Genomic DNA, 21,163 nt, shown 5'->3' on the forward strand with positions numbered 1-21,163 from the left:
TTTCTCTCCCACATATGAGGTCTTGATGTTGGTTCCGAGCTAAGCAGCGTTTGCCATCGCCGACAACCGCGCGTCAGGCGAGCTTGTTCTCGGGCACGACTTCCGGTCCGGCCGGCTGATGCATCGCGGCATGCCTTGCGTCCGCGATCCATGGCTGCTGGTTCACCATCGGCAACCGCCAGAGGCTGGTGTCGGCGCCTGCGATATGATCGAGCCGCGTCACCGAACAATTGTCGATGTCGAAGGCGAGGCCCCTCTCCGGCTGGCCGCCGAGCGCCAGGCCGACGGCGGCCTTGATCGTGCCGCCATGGCCGACCGCGATCACGTCCCTGCCGGCTTCCGCGGCATTGATCCGCACGATCGCGCGGCAGACACGGGTATAGAGATCCATGAAACTCTCGCCATCAGGCGCGGGCTCGTTGATGTCGGCGAACCAATGGCTGCCGACCGGGCGGCTGGCGAGGAACGCGGCGCGATTCATGCCCTGCCACCGGCCGAGATGCTGTTCGGCGAAGGCGGCCTCCTTCGCCATGCTAGCCGGCTTCGGAAAGCCGGCAGCCCAGATCGCCTCCGCGGTCTGATGCGTGCGCATCAGATTGCTTGCGTACCAGACCGCCGCGCGCGGCAGGATCTTCGCGACCGCCTCGAACACTTCGCGATCGCCGGTGTCGCACTCAATGTCCTTCTGGCCATAGATATTGCCGCCATCGCTGCGTACCGGCGCATGCCGTATCCACCACCACCGCGTCGTGACCACCTTCGGCTTGTCAGCATTGGACATCACAAGACCCCTTGAATAGTGTGCGCGTGTCCTACGTCAGAGCACATAACGTCTCAAGTGACTTGTCTGAAGTGACTCGGGCGTTTGAAATCTTGTTTGAATTCCGCGAAGCGGCAAGCGCCGGCACGCAAAGCTACCAGGGAGAAAGACATGGGGGAGAAACATTTGGGCCGCCTCGAAGGCAAATCCGTCATCATCACCGGCGCGGGAAGCGGCATCGGACGCGCTGCCTCTCTGTTGTTCACGAAGGAAGGCGCCAAGCTGATCGCGGTCGACCGTACCGAAGGCGTGAACGAGACCGCAAAGCTCGTTCGCGATGCCGGCGGCACCGTCGAAGCGGTGATGGCGGACGCGGGCCTTGAGGCCGACGTGAAGGACTTCATCGACAAGGCGCTGTCGAAATACGGCAAGCTCGACGCGATCTGGGCCAATGCCGGCGTCAGCGGCGGCCTGGTGCCACTCGCCGACCAGACGGTCGAACACTGGCAGGAGGTGCTGCGCATCAACCTGATCGGACCGTTCCTCGCGATCAAGCATTCGATTCCGCATATGACCAAACAGGGCTATGGTTCGATCATCTGCACCGCGTCGGTCGCGGGCCTGAAGGCGGGTGCCAGCGGCCATCCGTACGGCGCGAGCAAGGCCGGCGTCATCAGCCTGGTGCAGACCACCGCCTATTCGCTGTCCGGCACCGGCGTGCGCATCAACGCGGTCTGCCCGGGCCTGATCGAGACCGGCATGACAAAGCCGGTGTTCGACCGAGCGAAGGAGCGCGGCACCTCCGACAAGATCGGCCAGCTCAATCCGCTCAAGCGCGCCGGCCAGCCACACGAGCTCGCCGCGATGGGATTGTTTCTCGCGAGCGACGAAGCGTCCTACGTCAATGGTCAGGCGATCCCTGTCGATGGCGGCCTCACCGCTTCGATGCCGTATACAGGCAAGCCGATTTAGCGACATTGCGTAGGGTGGGCAAAGGCGCGCTCTTCGCGCCGTGCCCACCATCAACACTCCGCTCGCGATGGTGGGCACGCTTCGCTTTGCCCACCCTACGATCGTCGTCCCTGCGAAAGCAGGGACCCATAACCACAGGAAGGTGTGTGGCGCGAGCACGCGGTTGCGGCGGAGCACATCACTAAACCCTGTGGTTATGGGTCCCGGCTCGAGGGCCGGGACGACCGCGGGGATGGTTTCTGATTCAATCTTCAAACAGCGAAGGGGATGTGAATCCGCGTTCTCGCGGCATGATGTGCCCGAGCTTTGCATCTCGTTTCACCCTCTCATCGAACAGAGGGCGCAGGGAAAGCCGGGTGCCGATTGCACCCGTGGGCCCCGTGCAACAAAAAGCACGGGGGTAGGACCACAGGTCAACCGGATTCACACCGGCCTTCCCTGCGCAATGGTTTACGGCTTACTTCGTGCTCTTCCCGGTGACCGGGCTTTCTTGCCACCGTCGCCTCACAGATCATCTCTGCAAGACTTAGCGCCAGCGTCGGGGCGCCAGAACCACACGACTTCGCCGTCCGTGATGCGCATGCTCGTCAGTCACACGCATCGCGTCCACCGCATCCCACCGCAACGTTCGTGACGATCGCGAGCCGCCCCTCAATTCGGGTGAGACGCGCGGAGTTAAATCACTGATTTGCCCGACGGCGAAAGCGGAATATTTTTCGCGCGAGGGATGGACAGACTTTTGGTGATTTGCCCGTCGGGTTGTTATGTCGCACCTAAAGCAGCCACATCGCCATTGCGAGCGAAGCGAAGCAATCCATAGCGCCGCGTGTGGAGACGTGGATTGCTTCGCTTTCGCTCGCAATGACGGGTTGTCATTCCGGGGCGATGCGCAGCATCGAGCCCGGAATGACGGCGGGGGTGGTTGCGTGAGCAGTTGGCCGAGTACGCGTTCTGCCTCTGCTCTCTGAGCGACGGCAGAACGCTCATCTGCCCTGCAGACGCTCCATTGGCTAGTAGCTCGCAAGCTTCCGTTACGCCGATCTTGCAAATCCAATGTTGTCGCCGATGACTGTGGATGGTCCGATAGGAAGCGTTTCTGGATTGGCAATATTCAGCTTTTCGAACTCGATCTTGTCTTTCCACACCTTCTTCAAGAAATCCTCGAAAACCTGGATCGTGAGTTGCTCGCCGGGACAGCGCCGATACCCGAAGCCGAACGGTGCAAACCCTGCATAGTCGCATACAGGCAGAGGCTTGCCATCGACAATACCGTAAACGGTGCCAAAGCCGCTGTTATGCATGGTGGCTTTTCGGCCGTCCTTAACGTCGAATCCCGTTCGTTCGAATGGACATTTGGCAAAGCCGATCTGCTCACACTTCGCTTCATCGATCTGATCGCTGGTTGGCGCCGTGTTGTAGCGCTCAGGGTCGAACTTGTCCGGGTTTTTCCAATGCACCGGATCGAGGCTCGTGGTTGTATGCGGACTAACGATGTAGCCATCCCTCAGGAACGGTGGGCTCCTCGTTTCTTCCATCGCCGAAATACTTCCGCCGTTCGGCGAGATCGTACGAAACAACTCCATCACGAAGCGCTCCAGCGGGGTGAATGACTTGTCTTTTCCCTGATCGAAGTTGCCTTCCATGGTCCGCTTGAACGAGGCCCGGATGTCAGGATCGCCCGCGTTCCTGCTCAATCTCAGCATGATATTGTAGATCGTGTTGCCCCATTGACTGAAGGCAACGAAGTTATGGAAGCATTCGAAGACGATGTCCTTTTGGCTAAAATTATCTCCATTACCGGCATTCTTTATCCACCAATAGACAAATGTCTTCTGCGGATCGGGTGTCTTTCCGCTTTTGAGGTCAGCGACCCTTTCATCAATCCAGCCTTTCAAGTAACCAAGATTCGAACGCACCGCCATGTAGTGGTCGTAGACAATCTTCTGTGTCGGATCTCGATAGGCGAGCACCGTATTGAAGCTCTCCCCGATCTGGCGAACCCGTGCCGGAATGGCCTCGCCTTTAACTCCGAGATGCAGATCCCAGTACACGTCGAAGTAACCTTCAAGGTAAGGGCGCATCAACGGCTTGCCGGCGTTCCTGTTATCCAGCAGCTTGCCGAAGAACAGCATGACTTTATCGTGGTACATCGGAGCGTAGAGATCCGGCGTCACCGCGGACATATAGATTCTCTTTCGCTCATTGTCCGGTCCGCGCTTTTCCAGACCTTGAAGAAAGACTGTGACGCCATCTCGCGGGTCGATCTTCCAGGTCTCGCTGAGCAGGCCCCATAGATCGCGTGGCAACGCGTTCTCCTTGGAGAAGGCCAGATCGATCATGGGCAAAGATAGTCTTTCCCCCTGATAGGTGCTGACAAGAAACCACGGCACGATCACGTTCTCGACGTAAGCAGCGTCAAACTGCGTGAGAAACTGCGTGCGCAGACGAGCGACGGTGGACTGTAAATCGGTTGGCGCCAGCGGTTGGCCTGCGGCAGGCGGAGATTGAGCGTTGGTCGGCCGCGGCTCGATGCCGACCGCGGCTGCAGCACTGGCAGCACCGGCAATCAAAAACTCGCGTCGTTCCATTGTAACCTCCGAAATTTTCTGCAAGCGCACCCGCCCGCGGCACTGTTGCCGCAAGCGCCGGAAAATGGTGGGTCGAAAACGCGACGCTCCGCTACGTCTCCCTTTCCATGCGCCATGCGAGATCGGCAGGTATCCGCGACAGACAGCCGTCGCCAGAAACAAAGAATTCATCGCATGATGTCGGCACTGCGCAGGGTTACCGAGGATAGGAAAATTACCTTAGGTTGCACAATTCAAGATATCTAGCAGTACTGCTGCCATATTGCGCTTTACGCCTTCGCTCCTGAAGCTATGCCGGAAACATAACCGTCCCAGGATCCGTTGGTCCTGCCCTTTGCGGGCAACAATCACAGCCCATCGGGCGGCAAGAAGCGCCGTTGCACTCGCTCAGCAATACAAGCGGCCTATCACACGACTTGGCCTCAGAAGGGAGGCAGTCACCGCGGCTTCTCGCACTGCGTCTCTTAAACGAGCGCAGCAATTCCTGTGGCGCGGCATTTTGAAACAGACGCATCCACTGTGAAGCAGATCACAACCTTAACGTGTTCTTTCTGATAAGACTGCCAACGGTGAGCGAAGGCTCTCCAACGTGGAGTACCACAGTTCGGAGAAGGTCCAATGGCAACTGCTTATCCCAAGCCTCATCCATCATCGCCTGCCCCCGCAGGGACTGCAATCCACAAGCTGGTCAACACTCCGTCTGCTGACCTCGTTCAGGCATCCGAGTTGCACTTTCACAAATCTCTGAAACATGACCGTGACGGACGCGTGGTCGCCAGCTCATTCAAATCTCTTCTAACGGCGCTCGACGAACATCGCCCGCAGGATTTCAAGGAGATCGACTCGGCCGGACTTCGTCCGCTCGTCAACCCACAGGCGGGTCTAGCCGCCGATCGGCTGACCGCAGCAGGTTGGCTATTCCATATCCCCAAGCCCCCGGAGCAGGACGGAAAGCACGAGACCACCGCCGCCGAGATGATTGAACTTTACTGGATGGCGCTGCTCCGTGACGTCAACTTTGCGGACTATCCCGGCAACACCTTGGCGCAAGCCGCAGCGAATGAGCTGAGCGGCCTCAAGCTTCATGCCAACCCGGCATCAAGCGCCCATCCCACCTATTCGGCCCGGACCGTCACGCCTGCGACCATTTTCCGAGGCGGCGAATGGACGCCTTCCGGACAAGCAAATCGTGAGCATCTTGGACCCTATATCTCACAATTTCTATGGCTCGACGTGCCCTACGGTTCGTTACGGATCAAGCAGATTGAAGGGCGGGCCGTCGACACAGATTATCGGCTAGGGGGTGTTCCTCATATGATCAACTGGGCCGATTGGCTTGCCGTGCAGAACGGCCAAGCCTTTAAGCCAAACGTCACTCCACCGCCTGATTCGCGTTACATTCAGAACGCGGGCGATCTCGCGCGATACGTTCATCTTGACGCGCTCTACGAAGCCTATCTTAACGCCGCGCTTATCTTGCTTGGCTCGGACGTCAAGCTGGATGCAGGAAATCCCTACAATCGTGATTCCCCAATCTTCCCTCACGAAGAAGGGTTCGGCACGTTTGGCTCGCCGTTCATTCTTTCGTTGGTCTGCGAAGTTGCCACATGCGCATTGAAGGCTGTGTGGTATCAGAAGTTCATTGGGAATCTGCGCCTGCGTCCGGAAGCTTATGGCGGCTTGGTCCATCGCGCGCTGTACAGCTCTGGTTTGAAGGCCGCCGAGGCGAAATTGGCGCTCTCAGGTGGGCTCGCCGTATTGCAAGGGTCGAACACCAGCGGTGGCGCGGTCGCGAGGATCAGGCAAGCGAATGCTGGGCACGGCTCTGACACCTATCTGCTGCCGATGTGTTTCAAGGATGGTTCGCCGGCACACGGCTCCTATGGTGCGGGACATGCTACGGTCGCGGGCGCATGCGTCACAGTGCTCAAAGCCTATTTTGCGGGAACGCAAAAACTCAAAGATGTCGGGATCACGCCAATGATGCCGAAGCCCAATGGAATAGAGTTGACGGATGTAGGGGTCCCGGATGCAGACCAGCTCACGATCGGAGGCGAACTCGACAAAGTCGCCTCGAATATCGCGATCGGCCGCAACATGGCGGGTGTACATTGGCGCACCGACTACAGCCAGTCTGTACTTCTTGGACAGCGCATCGCGACGTCCATCTTGTATCATCTGCGGCGCGACTTCCATGAGCGTCCCTGGAGATTCAGTTATCTCAGCTTTGGGGGGAAGGTGGTTGAAGTCGGGCAGGACAAAGTCACCTACGACGGCGCCACAATCCTCGACGGAGATGATGACCTTGACCCACCTTTGGAGGCGGTGAAGCTTTCAGCTATCGTTTAGTGCCTGTGCTTCATCCAGCCTGGGCCTGATGCACTGCCGCCGCGGCGAATCCATATCGGAGGATTGCCGCGGCGGGTCGCTCCGACGCTTGTGGTCGTACTGAATCACGCTACGGGCTAAACTAATCGTACACCCCTATCGGCGCGCCAGCCGCTGACCATTGCAAGCACCGTACGCGGGCGCTGATACTTACAGCCCATCGGGCGGCAGGCCGGATGCGCCTGCTGCCACCGGGCGTTTGCGCTTGTGCTCGCGATAGAATGCATAGAGGCCTGAGAGCACGATGATCGATGCGCCCGCGATCATCATGGCGTCGGGCACGTCGTCGAAGATGAGATAGCCAAGCAGCATGGCCCATAGCAGCGCCAGGTAGCGGAAGGGCGCCACGGCCGAAATGTCGCCGGTGCGCAGCGCCATGATGACGCACTGATAGCCGATCAGGACAAGAACCGCAGCCATTGCCAGCAGACTGAGGGCGCCGGTGGATGGCGGGGTCCAACCGCCGAGCGGGACGACGATGACCGCTCCGGTGATCGTCACCGTGACTGTGGTCAGCAGGGTGACGAACAGCGACGGAATTTGCGCCGGTATCCGCCTGGTCGCGAGATCGCGCAACGCGCAGAAGATCACCGAGATCAAGGCGAACAGCGCGAACTGGTTGAAGCCTTCGGCGCCCGGCCGAACGATGATGAGAACACCGACAAAGCCGGCGATGATCGCGAGCCAGCGCCGCCAGCCGACGGGCTCACCGAATGCCAGCGCGGCGCCCAGCGTGACGAGCAGCGGCAGCGCCTGCAGGATCGCGGAGATATTCGCGAGCGGCAGATGCGAGATTGCGGCAAGATACGAGACCGTTCCGCCGACTTCGCCGATCACCCGCAGTGCGACCGGCCCCACCAGGAGCGTTCGAAACGACCGCATCGCGCCCTGATGGAAGGCCAACGCCGCGATCAGCCCAATGGCAAAGATGCCCCGCACCAGCATCACCTGGCCGAAGTTCATCTCTGATGACACGACCTTGGTGATCGCATCGTTGATCGTGAAGCCCGCCGTGGCTACCGCCATGAACAGGCTTCCGCGGACGTTCGGAGAAAGGGCCAAGTCAGCTACCGGGTCGGATTGGACGGGCAGGCTCGGCTACAACGTGACGCGACCCAAAGGGATCGCGCCACACCATCTTCTCTCACGTCGCGCCCGCCTTTTGCGCGTATTCCCAGGATGCCTTGGAGAGCGGCACCGTGCGCTTGGCTGATTCGATCGCCTTCGCGTTGGCGGCGGTGCCGTCGCGGATGCGGCCGGCGATACCCTGCGTGATGCCCGCGAGGCGGAACAGGTTATAGGCGAAGTACCAGTTGAGGTCCGGCACCGCCATGTTGGTGACGTTGCAATAGATCTGCGCGGCCTCTTCCATGCTCGGAATGTTCAGCGCCTTGAGATCGGCGTCGGCAAGCCCCGACATGGTCCATTGCATCAACAGATAGGTGAAGTCGGCCATGGGATCGCCGAGTGTCGACAATTCCCAATCCAGCACCGCCAGCACCCGCGGCTCGGTCGGATGGAAGATCATGTTGTCGAGGCGGTAGTCGCCGTGGACGATCGAGACCCGCTCCTGCTGCGGCACCGTCTTCGGCAGCCACTCGGCCACCTTCTCGAATTCTTCGATGTGCTGCGTCTCGGACGCGCGGTATTGCTTGGTCCAGCGGTCGATCTGGCGCGCGAAATAATTCCCGGGCTTGCCGAAATCGCCGAGCCCGATCGCTTCGGGATTGAAGATGTGGAGTTTTGCCAGCGTCTCGATCTTGCTGGTGAAGATCTTGCGCCGATCCTCCGGCGCCTGGCTCGGCAGCGTCGGGTCCCAGAACACCCGGCCCTCTTCAAAGGACATGATGTAGAAGGTGGCGCCGATCACGGAATCGTCGGTGCAGAGCGCGTAGGCCTTGGCCACTGGAAAGCCCTGCTTGCCGAGCGCGGCGATCACGCGGAACTCGCGATCGACCGCGTGTGCGGACGGCAATAATTTACCGAACGGCTTGCGCCGCATCACGTAAGCGCGGCCGGGCGTCTCGAGCTTGTAGGTCGGATTCGACTGACCGCCCTTGAACTGCAGGACCTTCAGCGGTCCCTGAAAGCCTTCGACGTGCTCCTGCATCCAGCGGGCAAGGCTTGCCTCGTCGATACGATGCCGTTCCTCGACTTCCCGGGTCCCGGAAAATTCTTCGTCCTTCCTGACGCCGTCCGCCACGATGACGCTCCCTCACTCTTTTTGGGGAGCGCCATCTGGGCGTTCCCGATCAGTGTGTCGTGTTTGCATACTTCCGAAGTTCAAGTCTGGCAATGGCGCGATTGTGCACCTCGTCCGGACCGTCGGCCAGCCGCAGCGTGCGGATGCCGGCGTAATCCTTCGCCAGCCCCGCGTCGTCGGACACGCCGCCACCGCCATAGGCCTGGATCGCCTCGTCGATGATCTTCAGCGCCATGTTCGGTGCCGCAACCTTGATCATGGCGATCTCGAGCTGCGCGGTCTTGTTGCCGACCTTGTCCATCATGTCGGCGGCCTTGAGGCACAAGAGGCGCGTCATCTCGATATTGGTGCGGGCCTCGCCGATGCGCTGCTCCCACACCGAGTGCTCGATGATCTTCTTGCCGAAGGCCGTGCGCGACATCAGCCGCTTCACCATCTTCTCCAGCGCCTCCTCGGCCTTGCCGATGGTGCGCATGCAGTGATGGATGCGGCCCGGACCGAGGCGGCCCTGCGCGATCTCGAAACCGCGGCCTTCGCCGAGCAGAAGATTCGAGGCGGGAACACGCACGTTCTCGAGCAGCACCTGGGCATGGCCGTGCGGCGCGTCGTCAAAGCCGAACACCGGCAGCATCTTCTCCACCTTGATGCCGGGGGTGTCGAGCGGGACCAGGATCTGCGACTGCTGCTGATGCCGGGCCGCCTTCGGATCGGTCTTGCCCATCAGGATCGCGATCTTGCAGCGGGGATCGCCGACGCCCGACGACCACCATTTGCGGCCGTTGATCACGTAGTGATCGCCGTCGCGCTCGATGCGGGTCTCGATGTTGGTGGCATCCGACGAGGCCACCGCGGGCTCCGTCATCAGGAAGGCGGAACGGATCTCGCCATCCATCAGCGGGCGCAGCCACTGCCGCTTCTGCTCCTTGTTGCCGTAGCGGAACAGAACTTCCATGTTGCCGGTGTCGGGCGCCGAGCAGTTGAAGACTTCCGAGGCCCAGGTGATATGGCCCATCTCCTCGGAAAGCAGCGCGTATTCGAGATTGGTCAATCCCGCGCCGTGAAATTCGTCGTCATCATGCGAGGACGGCGGCAGGAACATGTTCCAGAGGCCCTCGGCCTTGGCCTTCTTCTTCAGCTCCTCGAGGATCGGGATCACCTTCCAGCGCGGCCCCTCCTCGTCCTGCTTCTTGTAGATCGGCACCGCCGGGCGAACATGCGTGTTCATGAACGACTGCACGCGGTTCAGCCATTCCTTCTGCTTGTCCGACATCGTGAAATCCATGGGACGCTCCTCGTTTCCTAGACTTTGGGCCGCACTGTCTTCCCGCCGCCCGCGCGCCGCAAGGCCTGATCGCGGACGACAGCCAATGTGGTGTGCCAGACGCCGATCGCGCATATCAGCGGATTGACATTTTCCGGCCTTCAAACGATAGTTTCATACAAATGTTTGAAATGCAACTCCCTCGATGGGGGTGATCCAAATGGCCAGCGACCAGACCCGTACCGCCATCCTTGCCGCCGCAGAGCGGCTCTATGCCGACCGCGGATTCGGCGACGTCACGCTGCGCGACATTGTCGCGGAGGCAAACGTCAACCTCGCCGCGGTGAACTATCACTTCGGCTCGAAGGATGAATTGATCGCGGAACTGTTCGTCACCCGCAGCATCCAGCTCAACCGCGAACGGCTCAGGCTGTTGCAAGCCGCCGAGGAAACAGGCGGCGGGCGGGCTTCCGTCGATGCCGTGCTGCGCGCTCTCGTCGGCCCGACCTTGCGCGGCTGCCTTGGTCCGGAGAACCAGCGCTCCACCGCGGCACGTTTCATGATCCGGGTTTCGATTGAGTCAGTGCCGCCGATCCGCCGTATCCGCAACCGCGAGATCGACCACTTGCGCAAATTCATCGCGGCGATGCGGCGCTCGCTCCCCGGGCACGGCGATGTCGAGCTCTATTGGGGCCTGCACTTCGCACTCGCCATGGCGCAGCAGACCGTGCGCGACAGCGAGCGGCTGACGAAACTGTCGGAAGGCAAATGCGACGTCGACGATGTCGAAGGGATCATCGAGCGCGTGGTCTCGGTCGCAGCGATGGCGCTGACGATGGGCGAGACGCAGAGCAAGGTGCCGGCGCGCGCCCTCGCCCGCGACGCGCGCTAACCAGCATACGCTAAGGCTCAATCGGCTGCGGATCGGCTTCACCTCCCCGCTTGCGGGAGAGGTCGGCGCGCAGCGCCGGGTGAGGGCTCTCTCCGCGCAAAGATAATCTCTTTCTTTTCGCGGAGAGAGCCCTCACCCCAGCCCTCTCCCGCAAGCGGGAGAGGGAGCGCAGCTTTCATCGCGGCGGCGCTTCTCGCTCCGATCGGATCACGCACTAATTCAACGCAGAGACAGTTTCAGAAGCAATCGGACCCGTGCCACTGGCCTGGGCCATGCCGTACGCTGCAAATGAAACCGCAGCATTGGCCTGGATCATCACCACATCCGGTTTCTTGTTGCCCATGAATGTGATCCGGAAGTGGTAGAACGGAATCTGCTGCGCTCCGACCGTTTGATAGGCCAGCACGGCCTGAACATCGGCGACATTATTTCCGGCGTAGTTCGCCGCCAGAATCGAGAACCGGCACGTGCCATCCGGATTGTTGGTGGGACAAGTATAGTGCCAGTTATAAACCGCGGATCCCGGCGGAAAGGATTGCGCACTGGCTGGACTTGCAAGAAGCGCCGCAAGTAACAGTAAAGCGGAGCGAGCGAGCTGCATCGGTCATTCTCCCCTCACAATTACAGATACAAGAACGGCTTATTAGATACCGATCGACGAAATCTGTCTTCCATCAATTGTGGGGCGCAACATGCCGTTTACCGGACCGTCGACGAGGCAATAGCGGCGCCGGTGACTGTGCGGATGTGGGAGAAGTGGTCAACAAGGTGCCTGCGCGCGTGCTCGCCGGCGACGCGCGCTGATGGGCTCGCTTTCTTCACCTCTCCCGCTTGCGGGGGAGGTCGGCGCGTAAGCGCCGGGTGGGGGCTCTTTCCCCACGCCAGAACAGCGTGAATCGCGGAGAGACCCCCACCCCAGCCCTCCCCCGCAAGCGGGAGAGGGAGCCCGAGCTTCCATTGTGGAGGCAATTCGCGCTCTAAACGATCCCGTTCGCCTTCAAGCTCTCGATCTTCGCCTCGTCATAACCGAGATTGCCCGACAGCACTTCCTTGGTGTTCGCCCCGAGCAGCGGCGGGGCGCGGTAGTCCTTGATCGGCGTGCCCGAGAATGTCAGCGCGTTGCGGATCAGCGACAGCGAATGTTCGAAGGGGTGGTCGACCTTGATCTCCATGCCGCGCGAGCGGACATGCTCATCTGCGAACACCTGCGCGAAATCGTTGACCGGGCCGGACGGCACGCCGGCCTTCTCCAACTCCTCCAGCCAGTAGGCGACCGACTTCTTCAGGAACAGCCCGGCAAAGATCGCCATGATCTCCTTGCCGTGCACGACGCGGTTGTTGTTCTTGACGAAGCGCGGGTCCTTCGCGAGCTCGGGCTCGCCGAGCACGGCGCAGGTGCGCTCGAACTGCGCGTCGTTGCCGACCACCAGCATCAGCTCGCCGTCGGTGCAGCGGAATACGCCGGCCGGCATGCCGCCGTTGCCCCAGGTGCCGCGGCGCGGCGGCGTCTTGCCGTTGACGAGATAGATCTGCGCGTAGTGCGAGAGCGAGGCGATCACGGTGTCGAACAGGCAGACGTCGACATGCTGCCCCTCCCCGCCCCTCGCATCGCGATGGTAGAGCGCAGACAGGATGCCGATCGAGGTGTTCATGCCGGTCATGTAGTCGACGATGGAGGGACCGACCTTCATCGGGCCGGCGCCCGGCTCGCCGTCCATGTGGCCGGTGACGCTCATCAGCCCGCCCATCGCCTGGAAGATCGCGTCATAGCCGGCGCGCGGCGCATAGGGGCCGGTCTGGCCGAAGCCGGTCACCGAGCAATAGATGATGCGCGGGTTGATCTTCCTGATCGATTCGTAGTCGAGCCCGTAGCGCTTGAGGTCGCCGACCTTGTAGTTCTCCATCATCACGTCGACGGTCCTGGCGAGCTCGCGGATGATCTCCTGCCCTTCCGGTTTGGCGATGTTGACCGTGACCGACTTCTTGTTGCGGTTGGCGCAGAGATAGAAGGAGTTGTTGTTGTTCTCCTTGCCATCAGGGTCGACCAGATAGGGCGGACCGAAGGCGCGCGCGTCATCGCCGGTGCCGGGACGCTCGATCTTGATCACCTCGGCGCCGAGATCGGCCAGCATCTGCGCCGACAAGGGACCCGCGAGCACACGCGTCAGGTCGAGAATCTTGATGCCCGAGAGTGGCAGAGCCGACATGAAAACTTCCTCCGAAACTTATGCTCTTGTCGCGCGGGAACGTAAGGTCCGGCCGCGCGAAACAGCGGATACACTATTTTCAAACGGCGAGTACTGCGCTCTCGGCATGAAGCTATCCCCAGCACCGCCGCCATCCGCCAGCACCGGAAAAACAGCCGCCTCGATTGCGCCGCATTGACTTAGACCATCCGATGGTCCATTTCCAGCATGGACCCGCTTTCCTAAAGGGAACTCAATGCGATGCGGATATCGGTGACAGAGGCAAAGGGACAACTGACCGACCTGGTCCGCCGCGCCGAGGCAGGCGATGAGGTGATCCTGACGCGCCACGGGCACCCCGCCGTGCGGCTCGTTCCTATCACCGCCACACCCAACCGCAAGGCGCGGCGCGCGCTGCTTGAAGCCGTGCGACAGCGCGGTGCGGTCAAGGCAACCGCCGGGCCGACAGCCGCGAGAAGCCAGGACTTTCTCTACGGCGATGACGGCCTGCCGACATGATCGCCGTCGATACTTCGGCGCTGATGGCGATCATACTCGGCGAGGAGAAGGCCAATGCCTGCATCGCGGCGCTCGAAGCAGAGGATGAGATCCTGGTCTCTGCCGGCACGATTGCGGAATGCCTGATCGTCGCCGCCCGCCGCAATGTCCGCGACGAGATGGTGAACCTGATCGACGGACTCGGCTTCACGGCCGTTTCGGTGACGCCCGCGTCGGCGCGGCGGATCGCTTCCGCCTACGAGCGGTGGGGAAAAGGCCCTGATCCTGCCGGGCTGAACTTTGGCGATTGCTTCGCCTATGAGGTCGCCAACGAGCACGACTGTCCCCTGCTCTATGTCGGCGACGATTTTGCGAAGACGGACGTCAAGCGCGCGTTGTGATCTCCGGTCTGACCTATTCCGGCTGCAGATTGGCGGCCTCGACCAATTCGCCGGACAAGTGGTTGGCACCGCCGGTAGCGATGCCGGGGGATCAACGATCGGCATTGATCCCCCGACCGATATCGATCGGGTGCCGCGCGAAGTTACGCTGCTGCGGCCTTGCGGCGGGCCGGCGCTTTCTTTCCTGTCGCCGCTTCGTTGACGATGCGGACGATCAGCGATCGCGTGTCGCGCTTGGCGAACTCATCGGCCATCGATGCGGCCCGCATGCGGTAGGCGGGCTGTTCGAGCACGGCCCGAACCGCGCCGCGCAGGACCTTCGGATCCGGCTGGTTCGTCGCCAGATTGATGCCGACGCCGGACCACGCGATGCGTGCGTTCACATCGGCCTTGTCCTCGGTCAGCCCGGCGCTCACGATCGGGACCCCAAAGCTCATGGCCTGATTGACGCTGCCATAGCCGCCATTGGTGACGAACACATCCGCCTTTCGCAGGATCCACTCGAATGGCAGGTAGCTGGCCACGCGGGCATTGGACGGAATCACGCCCGGGATCGTGTCGACGGGACGACCGCCCGTGGTCACCACCACGAGCAGATCGGGCTCGTCCGCAAGGGCCGCAAGCGTCGGGGCGACGAGAAGACCGAAATCGTGATTGGCCACGGTGCCCTGCGTGACCAGCACCACCTTGCGCGTGCCGTCGAGGTCAGCGGCCCACGGCGGCACCGGCGCCTGGTTCGGAATGATCGGAGGCGTGCCGACGAAGTGAACCGTGGGCGGGAGCTTGCGCGGGAACTCGAAGCTTGGCACCGACAATTGCAGATAGGCATCCGCAAGCGCGACAACGGATTCGAACATCGGCATGGACAGCGGGCCCACGCCAAACTTCGCCAATACACCGTTCAGGCGCTCCGCCACGGGCTCGTTGACGATCCCGTCGAATTCCTGAGCGATGACGGCATACTTGTCGCGGTCGGCCTGGGTAGTTGCGGGCGGCAGCCCAAGAAAAAGTGGCGCGCCATCATCGCGGGTCCAGTGCAGGATCGAAGTCCCGCAGAGAACGACGGGAGGCCGGTTTGCGCGCTGACCGAGCAGCATCGGAAGCACGCCGAAGATCATGTCATCGCCCACGACGACGTCGGGCCTGACGTCCCGCAACGCGAGCTGCAATCCGGCATGTTGCGCCGGTATGGCGTCCACGAACAGCCGCTCCATGGCGATGCGAAGCCATTGCGGTCCCGGCGCGATAGTCTTGAGCTCGGGAACGACCTCATCCATCACGCGCAGATCGAAGTCGGCGCCGGCGGGAAGCGCGCGGAACCCCGCACCGATGGCCTCTACCCGCGACCGCAGCACGCTGCCGGTCAGGAATGTAACGTCATGTCGCTCCTCGATAAGTCCGCGAGCGACCGCAAGCAGCGGATTGAGATGGCCGGTTGCGGGCGTCGAAGCGATGAGAACTTTCATTGTGATCCTCCAGCGAGAACATCGGCGCGGAAGACCATCTCGCCTCGAGAAGGCCCGGCCGGCTCAAGGAGGACTTTGGCGGAGCATCGCTACGCTTCGGCTTCGAACAGCGACAGAATGGTTACGGATGAAATCGGTTTGTGTCAGCGGAGCGCGACCCGCCTCATATTCGCGAGCCGGCGACACCACACGCCCGCGGCATCAAGCTTTCTTCTTCTTGGCCGGCTTTGCCGGCGGCTTCTCTTCCGCCGCCTTCTTCATCGATCGCGCATAGCTGTCGGCCGCATTCTCCGCCGTGATCTGCAGCCGCCTTGCCGCCGCCGCTGCCGATGCGAGCGTGTTCTTGGCGAGGTGCTTATGACGCTCCCTGGTCTCCTTGTCCTTCGCCTTGGCGGCCAATCCCATGAGACGGCCGTGCCGCTTCCTGGCGGCATCGGTTAAGGCCTTGACCTGCTTTTTTGCCATCGACCGAATCAGAACGTCCAAATCCCCTGCCGCCATTTCTGTCCTCTGCGCTCAGATCTTGCGCAGCTTGATACACCGGCCTCCCGTTTCGATCAATTTGCCGTGCGCGCCCGGCGCAATCTCAATGTCCTGTGTGCCTTTTTGAATACCTGGATGACGACGAATACGACCACGACCGTGATCAAATCGTTGACCATCGACGACACGATCACGCCAAAGGCGCTGCCGGCAATGATGCCGATCGTGCCGTCGACTGCCCCACCCCTTCGTGCGGGTTTCCTGCGTTCTTCGAACATGGCGTCTGCTCAAGCTTCAGCGACGCCTCCGACGCTAGGCTGGCCGATACGCGGGCGGAAGATGACTTCCGTCACTTTCGGAAAGTCGAACAACGTGGTTCAGATTGGCAGTTCGCCGAGTCCCCCGAGCACGGCGAACGCGGCCGCCCCGGCACCCACCGAAGTCCACCCGCAGCCGGGGCGGCCGACGAAATTTAGAGCCGCCGGCGACGAATGGTCTCGGTCAGCTCCGCAAAGCTTTCCGCAATCCCGTTGCCGGTCTTGGCGCTCACGAATTTGAGGCTCGACTTCGCAAGCTCGTCGATAAGCCCGGCGCTTCCCGCGGCTTCCGGGAGATCGATCTTGTTCACCAAGGCCTTGTAGGGCCGTCCCGGAAACCTTGTCTCGAAGCCGTGAACCAATTCGACCATCCGCGTGATCGTTTGAGGCCGCGTTACATCGGATACGATGATCGCGGCCGAAGCACCGGTAACGTAGACGGTATCGAAAATCTGCGTGCCAAAATCGCCGTCTGTGTCCCACAGCACAAGACGCATCGCTTCGCTGCCGTCCCCGGCTGCGGGAGAGACGTCATGGCTGAGAACTTCGACGCCCAGCGTCGACTTGTACTGCCCCTCGAAACGATCGTACACGAGGCGGTACAAGATCGACGTCTTGCCGACACCCATGTCACCGAGCAGCATGACCTTTGCCGTAAGCATCAGCGGGGCACTTCAGCTCGGAACACGTTTTCAAAAGTTACCCTGCGGTTGCCGCCAATCGCGGCACCGACCCGGTCGGTGATCGGCATCGACGCCGAGCGCGAAACGACAAACAGCCTCGAAGACTCAATCCCGAGAGAGGTCAATCTCCGCATCACCAGCTCTGCCCTCTTGCGGCCCAGCGTCCTGTTGGTGGCGTCCGAGCCGGTCTCGTCCGCATATCCGACGATTCGAATTCTCAGATCGTTGTCTGCCAGCAACCCGGCCAGATCGCGAAGCTGCTGCTCGGCCTGTCCGCTTTCGAGAAATTCGACCTCATTGCCGAAAAAGATCGCCGTCGAAGCCATGAAGCCCTCGAGGCGCAAGGTGGGGCTGTCGACGACGGACTGTAGCCTCGCATATTGCTCGCCCAGCCCGGCGTATTGCTCGCGCAGTTTGGCGTATTCCTCGTTCCGGGATTTCGATTCCGCGGCGAGCGCTCCAAGCGTCTCGTCGAGACGCGCCTGCGTACGCGCAAGCGATTGCTGAGCGGTCGTGACATCGGAATGCAATGCTGCCGACTGCTCCAGCCCGGGCACGATGCCAATCCGGTTGACAAGCCGGTACGGAGCTGCGGCCTTGGCCAATGCCTCGGTCAACGGCGCGACATCGAGCTGACTGGGCTCGATGCCGGAAACCGAGAGACTGCGATTGCGATGATCAAAGTCCAACCGAAGTGGAAACGAGGCAAGCAGCGGCTGCTCTCCGACCAGTTGCTCCAGTGCCGCATTGGTCCTGCGCTCCAGCATGCTCCTGGTCACCCATATTCCGGCGAGCCAGAGGAGCATCGCGACACCGAGGGCAAGCAGGATAAACAGAACAACCCTTCCTCGCCGGCTCTTCTTGCGCGAGAGATGACCGGATTCGATCGAGGCCGCCAATGAGGCGAGTATCGCCGGATCACAATTCGCGCTGCTGTCGATGCGCTCGATCGTGTCGAAGAAGAGCGAATTGATCTTGGCATTGTCGGCGGGGCGGAGCGGACCGACGCACTCCGCCGCGAGGATGAACTGCGGCGATGCGCGAAGCACGATCTCCCTGCCGCCGAAGTCGAGCGTTTGCAGGTTGCCTTCTCCGGCCAGCGCCTGAAGGGAGAATTCCAGAATCGCCGCCACCATCGCACTGAGCAGGTCCGTGCGTTCGTCGGGGGTCTCGTCGCGCTTCCAGGCTGCGATCAACCGTCCATTGCCGCGCTCGAGCAGCAGCAGCCGTTTCACTCGCGGCGGGTTGCTGTCGGCCAATACGAACTCGCTGATCGGACGGCCGGTCACCAGCGACTTGAGGCGCCCGACCCAGAGTTCAGTGGACGTCAGCGCGCTGATGCGCTGCTCCAGAAACGCCACCAGTTCCTTGAAGGCATTCGCGACCGCCGCGCTCACCAGCCGGCCGGTAATGGGGTAGAGCGCATCAACCATCAAGTCGCGCGAATTCCTGATCTCGCTTCTGATCGCGGAGATCACGAGGGGCGCGACCGCGTTGGCGAGTTCCCGCGGCCGGCTAACTTCCGCGCGCTCCAAAGCCATAACCAACACATCTGCCGTTGCCATTTCGAGGCGGTCGGCAGTGCCCACATATTGCTGAAGGCGAGCAACATCCGTTTCAAGCGTCTGAAGACGCGACGCCTCCGGTTGAAACAGCAATGTCTTGAGCTGCTCGATCTCCCGGTTCTCGCCGACGGGAGCTCCCATGCTATCTTCCCGTGAGGCCGGATCCCAATCCACTAATGGTTGCACCGAGCTGCGAGATTGCCGCGCCGACGTCCTTCAGCGAAGCGAGCCGCTTCACTTCGGTGTCCCGCTCGAGTTCCGTGACCTTCGCTTGAACCGCGGCCAGTTCCTTCGCCAGGTCCGCCTGGAGTTGCTTGAGGGAGGCCTGCATCTCCTCGCGCAAGTCGGTCAGCTTGCTTTCGATCGACCGCTGCGCTCCGCCAAACAGGAGATCGCGGACCTGATCAATCGCCGCCTCGCCTTGCGCGGGCATGTCCGCCCCGTTGGTTGGGGCCGCCGAATTCGCAATTCGGCCCGTCCCTTTTCCCTGCTGCTCGATACCCTTCATAACCACTCCCTTATCCGACGCTACCCAAGTCTGCCGCCATCCGGAAAAAACAAATCGAAAGCGACCCCACAGCCAAGCTGTTCGGCCCAGAAAAAAGTAATCAATCGGAACAGGACAAATCCATCATTTGCCAGATCGCAGCGCCACCTCCTATGTTATTGCCCTTATTGCCAACTCTGTTCGGTTCTTCGCCTGGCATTTGTCCAGGATCACGCTGACATAGTTCTTTACCGTACCTTCAGCCAAATGCAGTTGCTCGCTGATCTCGGTATTGCTCTTACCCTCGACGATCAGCCTGAGAATTTCATTCTCACGCGCCGTCAGGTCATCACGAACCGGCGGCTTCGTCGCGCCGAGCGGACCACGCAACCGCTTGAACTCGCCGAGAAGCCGCGCGGCAACTCCTGGCGAAAGCCGCGATTGACCGTTCATCACTGCCCGGATCGTCGTTGCTATTTCATCGGTCCTCGCGTCCTTCAGCAGATATGCCTTCGCACCGGCGCTGACGGCTTCGAAGATCAAATCATTTGTCTCAAAAGTGGTGAGAACGACGATGTTGGTATGCGGGAACTCGCGCAGAATCCGCTGGATTGCGATGATGCCATCGACGCGCGGCATCTGCAAATCCATCAAAATGACGTCGGGCCGATATCGACGCGCAAATTCGATCGCCTGCTCGCCGTCGGCTGCGCCCGCGAGAAGTTCGAAGTCGTCGTTCTGTTGGGCGAGGAGCGTGGCAAGGCCTTCCCTGATCAGCGCCTGATCTTCGGCAATCAGCACCCGAATCTTTTCGATACTGCTCACGGGTGATCCTTAATCCTCTCGAAGATGCTGCGCTCCGCGCGCGGCGCCCAGTTGTTCAATCGGTCAACGCGCCTGAAGACGGCGCAACCGGCAGCCCTGCCAATGGCAGCGATATCCGAACCAGCGTTCCCGCCCCGAGCGAGCTCTCCACCGAGCACTCTCCGCCGACAAGTTCAGCAAATTCAACCATTCCGATCAACCCGAAATGTCCGGGCTTCGAGACGGCCGGATCAAAGCCGCATCCGTTGTCGCTGATCTCGACAACGAGTCTGCGGCCGACTGCAGTCTGCGCTTCGACTGCGCGAAAGCCAACTCGCCGTGCCTTCGCGTGCGTCTCGATGTTGCGCAGCGCCTCGCCGAGGATGCGCTGAACCGTCATCCCGAAGTTGCGCAATCCTTCGCGAGCTCCGTCTTCGATCTGCACCGACACCTCGGCGCCGGTGCGTTCGGCGAAGTCGGACAGAATCCTTTCAGGGTCCGGCGCAAGTTCAGGTTCATCGGGGATCCGCAGGCGCGCAATTGCTTCGCGCGCACGCGCCAGGCCGTTGATAGCCGCTTCCTCGGCAGTCGCGAGGCCATCGGACACACGAGCGATATCGGTTGCTAGAAAGTGCCGGGTCAACCTGATCTGGGTCAGAAGTGCCATGATCGAATGCACAAGCGTGTCGTGAAGGTCGCGTGCCAGCCGCAGACGCGTCCGCGCCAGCGAGGCAAAGCGCACCTCGGAGCTCGCGGCCTCGAGCTGTTGCTCGATCAGGCGTCGGGCGCGGCGCTCGCTCCCGAGCAGGACTTCGACCTGGCGCGCCGCAAAATCAAGCATCGCGATCACAAGGTAATGCGAACGATCCTTGTTCCACAGGAAGACCGCCGTCACCGGATGGTCCAGCCCCGGTGAGGTGCCACGCACGCCCGCCAGCGCAAGTACCTCCCGCTGCCCTTCAGCCAAAGCGGTCAATTCGGGTTCCATCCCGACAAGCAGCATGCACTGGCAGCAGTCCACACCGACCGCCGGAAGCCATTCGACCAGGCGTCCGATTTTCTGGAGCATCGTTCTGTCGGCTCCGACGACGGCGAGCCCTATGACGTCGGCTTCTGCGGCCGGAAGCAGCAACTCCGCGTTGAGGTCGATCATTCGCTGCTCAAACCAGTTCCAAGCGAGGCATGCCATTCTGGCGTACGCCCACGTCG

At 61.3% G+C, this 21,163-nt stretch carries 20 protein-coding genes; 5 read left to right on the forward strand and 15 right to left on the reverse strand.

All coding sequences use genetic code 11. The features are described 5' to 3' along the window. Window positions 1–73: 73 nt before the first annotated feature. Window positions 74–781 carry a histidine phosphatase family protein gene (locus ACVJGD_RS11025; RefSeq protein ID WP_456634362.1) on the reverse strand — a complete coding sequence of 236 codons (708 nt, stop codon included), beginning with the start codon at window positions 779–781 and terminating at the stop codon, window positions 74–76. A 165-nt stretch (window positions 782–946) separates the two neighbouring features. On the opposite strand from ACVJGD_RS11025, the gene ACVJGD_RS11030 reads away from it, so the two are divergent. Further along, a complete protein-coding gene (locus ACVJGD_RS11030; protein WP_456640225.1) occupies window positions 947–1,732 on the forward strand; it encodes an SDR family NAD(P)-dependent oxidoreductase in 786 nt (261 codons plus the stop codon). Between the two features lie 1,031 nt (window positions 1,733–2,763). Here ACVJGD_RS11030 and ACVJGD_RS11035 read toward each other — a convergent pair. Next, on the reverse strand, window positions 2,764–4,320 hold the full coding sequence (locus ACVJGD_RS11035) for a hypothetical protein (protein WP_456634363.1): 1,557 nt from the start codon (window positions 4,318–4,320) through the stop codon (window positions 2,764–2,766). A 618-nt stretch (window positions 4,321–4,938) separates the two neighbouring features. On the opposite strand from ACVJGD_RS11035, the gene ACVJGD_RS11040 reads away from it, so the two are divergent. Continuing rightward, window positions 4,939–6,669 (forward strand): vanadium-dependent haloperoxidase, encoded by a 1,731-nt coding sequence (locus ACVJGD_RS11040; protein ID WP_456634364.1) that lies wholly within the window; start codon window positions 4,939–4,941, stop codon window positions 6,667–6,669. A gap of 189 nt (window positions 6,670–6,858) precedes the next feature. Here ACVJGD_RS11040 and ACVJGD_RS11045 read toward each other — a convergent pair whose 3' ends face one another. From ACVJGD_RS11045 to ACVJGD_RS11055, 3 genes are all read right to left on the reverse strand, one after another. Beyond that, window positions 6,859–7,770, reverse strand: a complete 912-nt coding sequence (locus ACVJGD_RS11045) for a DMT family transporter (protein ID WP_456634365.1) — start codon at window positions 7,768–7,770, stop codon at window positions 6,859–6,861. Window positions 7,771–7,852: 82 nt separating this feature from the next. Further along, window positions 7,853–8,911, reverse strand: a complete 1,059-nt coding sequence (locus ACVJGD_RS11050) for a phosphotransferase family protein (RefSeq protein WP_456634366.1) — start codon at window positions 8,909–8,911, stop codon at window positions 7,853–7,855. Between the two features lie 49 nt (window positions 8,912–8,960). Beyond that, complete coding sequence (locus ACVJGD_RS11055) at window positions 8,961–10,193, reverse strand: acyl-CoA dehydrogenase family protein (RefSeq protein ID WP_456634367.1); 1,233 nt, start codon at window positions 10,191–10,193, stop codon at window positions 8,961–8,963. Between the two features lie 199 nt (window positions 10,194–10,392). On the opposite strand from ACVJGD_RS11055, the gene ACVJGD_RS11060 reads away from it, so the two are divergent. Beyond that, a complete protein-coding gene (locus ACVJGD_RS11060) occupies window positions 10,393–11,064 on the forward strand; it encodes a TetR/AcrR family transcriptional regulator (RefSeq protein WP_456634368.1) in 672 nt (223 codons plus the stop codon). Between the two features lie 214 nt (window positions 11,065–11,278). Here the strand turns inward: ACVJGD_RS11060 and ACVJGD_RS11065 are convergent, their stop codons facing one another. Both ACVJGD_RS11065 and ACVJGD_RS11070 read right to left on the reverse strand, forming a co-directional pair. After that, a complete protein-coding gene (locus ACVJGD_RS11065; RefSeq protein ID WP_456634369.1) occupies window positions 11,279–11,665 on the reverse strand; it encodes a hypothetical protein in 387 nt (128 codons plus the stop codon). Between the two features lie 376 nt (window positions 11,666–12,041). Continuing rightward, window positions 12,042–13,271, reverse strand: coding sequence for a CaiB/BaiF CoA transferase family protein (locus ACVJGD_RS11070; RefSeq protein ID WP_456634370.1), 1,230 nt, complete (start codon window positions 13,269–13,271; stop codon window positions 12,042–12,044). 240 nt (window positions 13,272–13,511) lie between these two features. Between ACVJGD_RS11070 and ACVJGD_RS11075 the strand changes: the two genes are divergently transcribed. Together ACVJGD_RS11075 and ACVJGD_RS11080 are read left to right on the forward strand one after the other, a co-directional pair. Further along, window positions 13,512–13,769 (forward strand): type II toxin-antitoxin system Phd/YefM family antitoxin, encoded by a 258-nt coding sequence (locus ACVJGD_RS11075; protein WP_456634371.1) that lies wholly within the window; start codon window positions 13,512–13,514, stop codon window positions 13,767–13,769. After that, complete coding sequence (locus ACVJGD_RS11080; RefSeq protein ID WP_456634372.1) at window positions 13,766–14,149, forward strand: type II toxin-antitoxin system VapC family toxin; 384 nt, start codon at window positions 13,766–13,768, stop codon at window positions 14,147–14,149. The genes ACVJGD_RS11075 and ACVJGD_RS11080 overlap by 4 nt, the downstream gene beginning before the upstream one ends. A gap of 143 nt (window positions 14,150–14,292) precedes the next feature. Here ACVJGD_RS11080 and ACVJGD_RS11085 read toward each other — a convergent pair whose 3' ends face one another. The 8 genes from ACVJGD_RS11085 to ACVJGD_RS11120 form a co-directional block, all read right to left on the reverse strand. Beyond that, window positions 14,293–15,615 (reverse strand): glycosyltransferase, encoded by a 1,323-nt coding sequence (locus ACVJGD_RS11085; RefSeq protein WP_456634373.1) that lies wholly within the window; start codon window positions 15,613–15,615, stop codon window positions 14,293–14,295. Between the two features lie 201 nt (window positions 15,616–15,816). Further along, entirely contained in the window at window positions 15,817–16,080 is a 264-nt protein-coding gene (locus ACVJGD_RS11090) for a hypothetical protein (RefSeq protein ID WP_456634374.1), read from the reverse strand. 92 nt (window positions 16,081–16,172) lie between these two features. Beyond that, a complete protein-coding gene (locus ACVJGD_RS11095) occupies window positions 16,173–16,376 on the reverse strand; it encodes an MscL family protein (RefSeq protein WP_456634375.1) in 204 nt (67 codons plus the stop codon). 194 nt (window positions 16,377–16,570) lie between these two features. Further along, on the reverse strand, window positions 16,571–17,077 hold the full coding sequence (locus ACVJGD_RS11100; protein WP_456634376.1) for an ADP-ribosylation factor-like protein: 507 nt from the start codon (window positions 17,075–17,077) through the stop codon (window positions 16,571–16,573). Then, a complete protein-coding gene (locus tag ACVJGD_RS11105; RefSeq protein ID WP_456634377.1) occupies window positions 17,077–18,804 on the reverse strand; it encodes an OmpA family protein in 1,728 nt (575 codons plus the stop codon). Before ACVJGD_RS11105 ends, ACVJGD_RS11100 begins: the two co-directional genes overlap by 1 nt. A 1-nt stretch (window position 18,805) precedes the next feature. Then, window positions 18,806–19,096, reverse strand: coding sequence for a hypothetical protein (locus ACVJGD_RS11110; protein WP_456634378.1), 291 nt, complete (start codon window positions 19,094–19,096; stop codon window positions 18,806–18,808). A 225-nt stretch (window positions 19,097–19,321) separates the two neighbouring features. Then, window positions 19,322–19,975 (reverse strand): response regulator transcription factor, encoded by a 654-nt coding sequence (locus ACVJGD_RS11115; RefSeq protein ID WP_456634379.1) that lies wholly within the window; start codon window positions 19,973–19,975, stop codon window positions 19,322–19,324. A 55-nt stretch (window positions 19,976–20,030) separates the two neighbouring features. Further along, window positions 20,031–21,107 carry a sensor histidine kinase gene (locus ACVJGD_RS11120; protein WP_456634380.1) on the reverse strand — a complete coding sequence of 359 codons (1,077 nt, stop codon included), beginning with the start codon at window positions 21,105–21,107 and terminating at the stop codon, window positions 20,031–20,033. Between the last annotated feature and the right edge of the window lie 56 nt (window positions 21,108–21,163).

The sequence above is a fragment of the Bradyrhizobium sp. USDA 10063 genome, assembly GCF_054063735.1.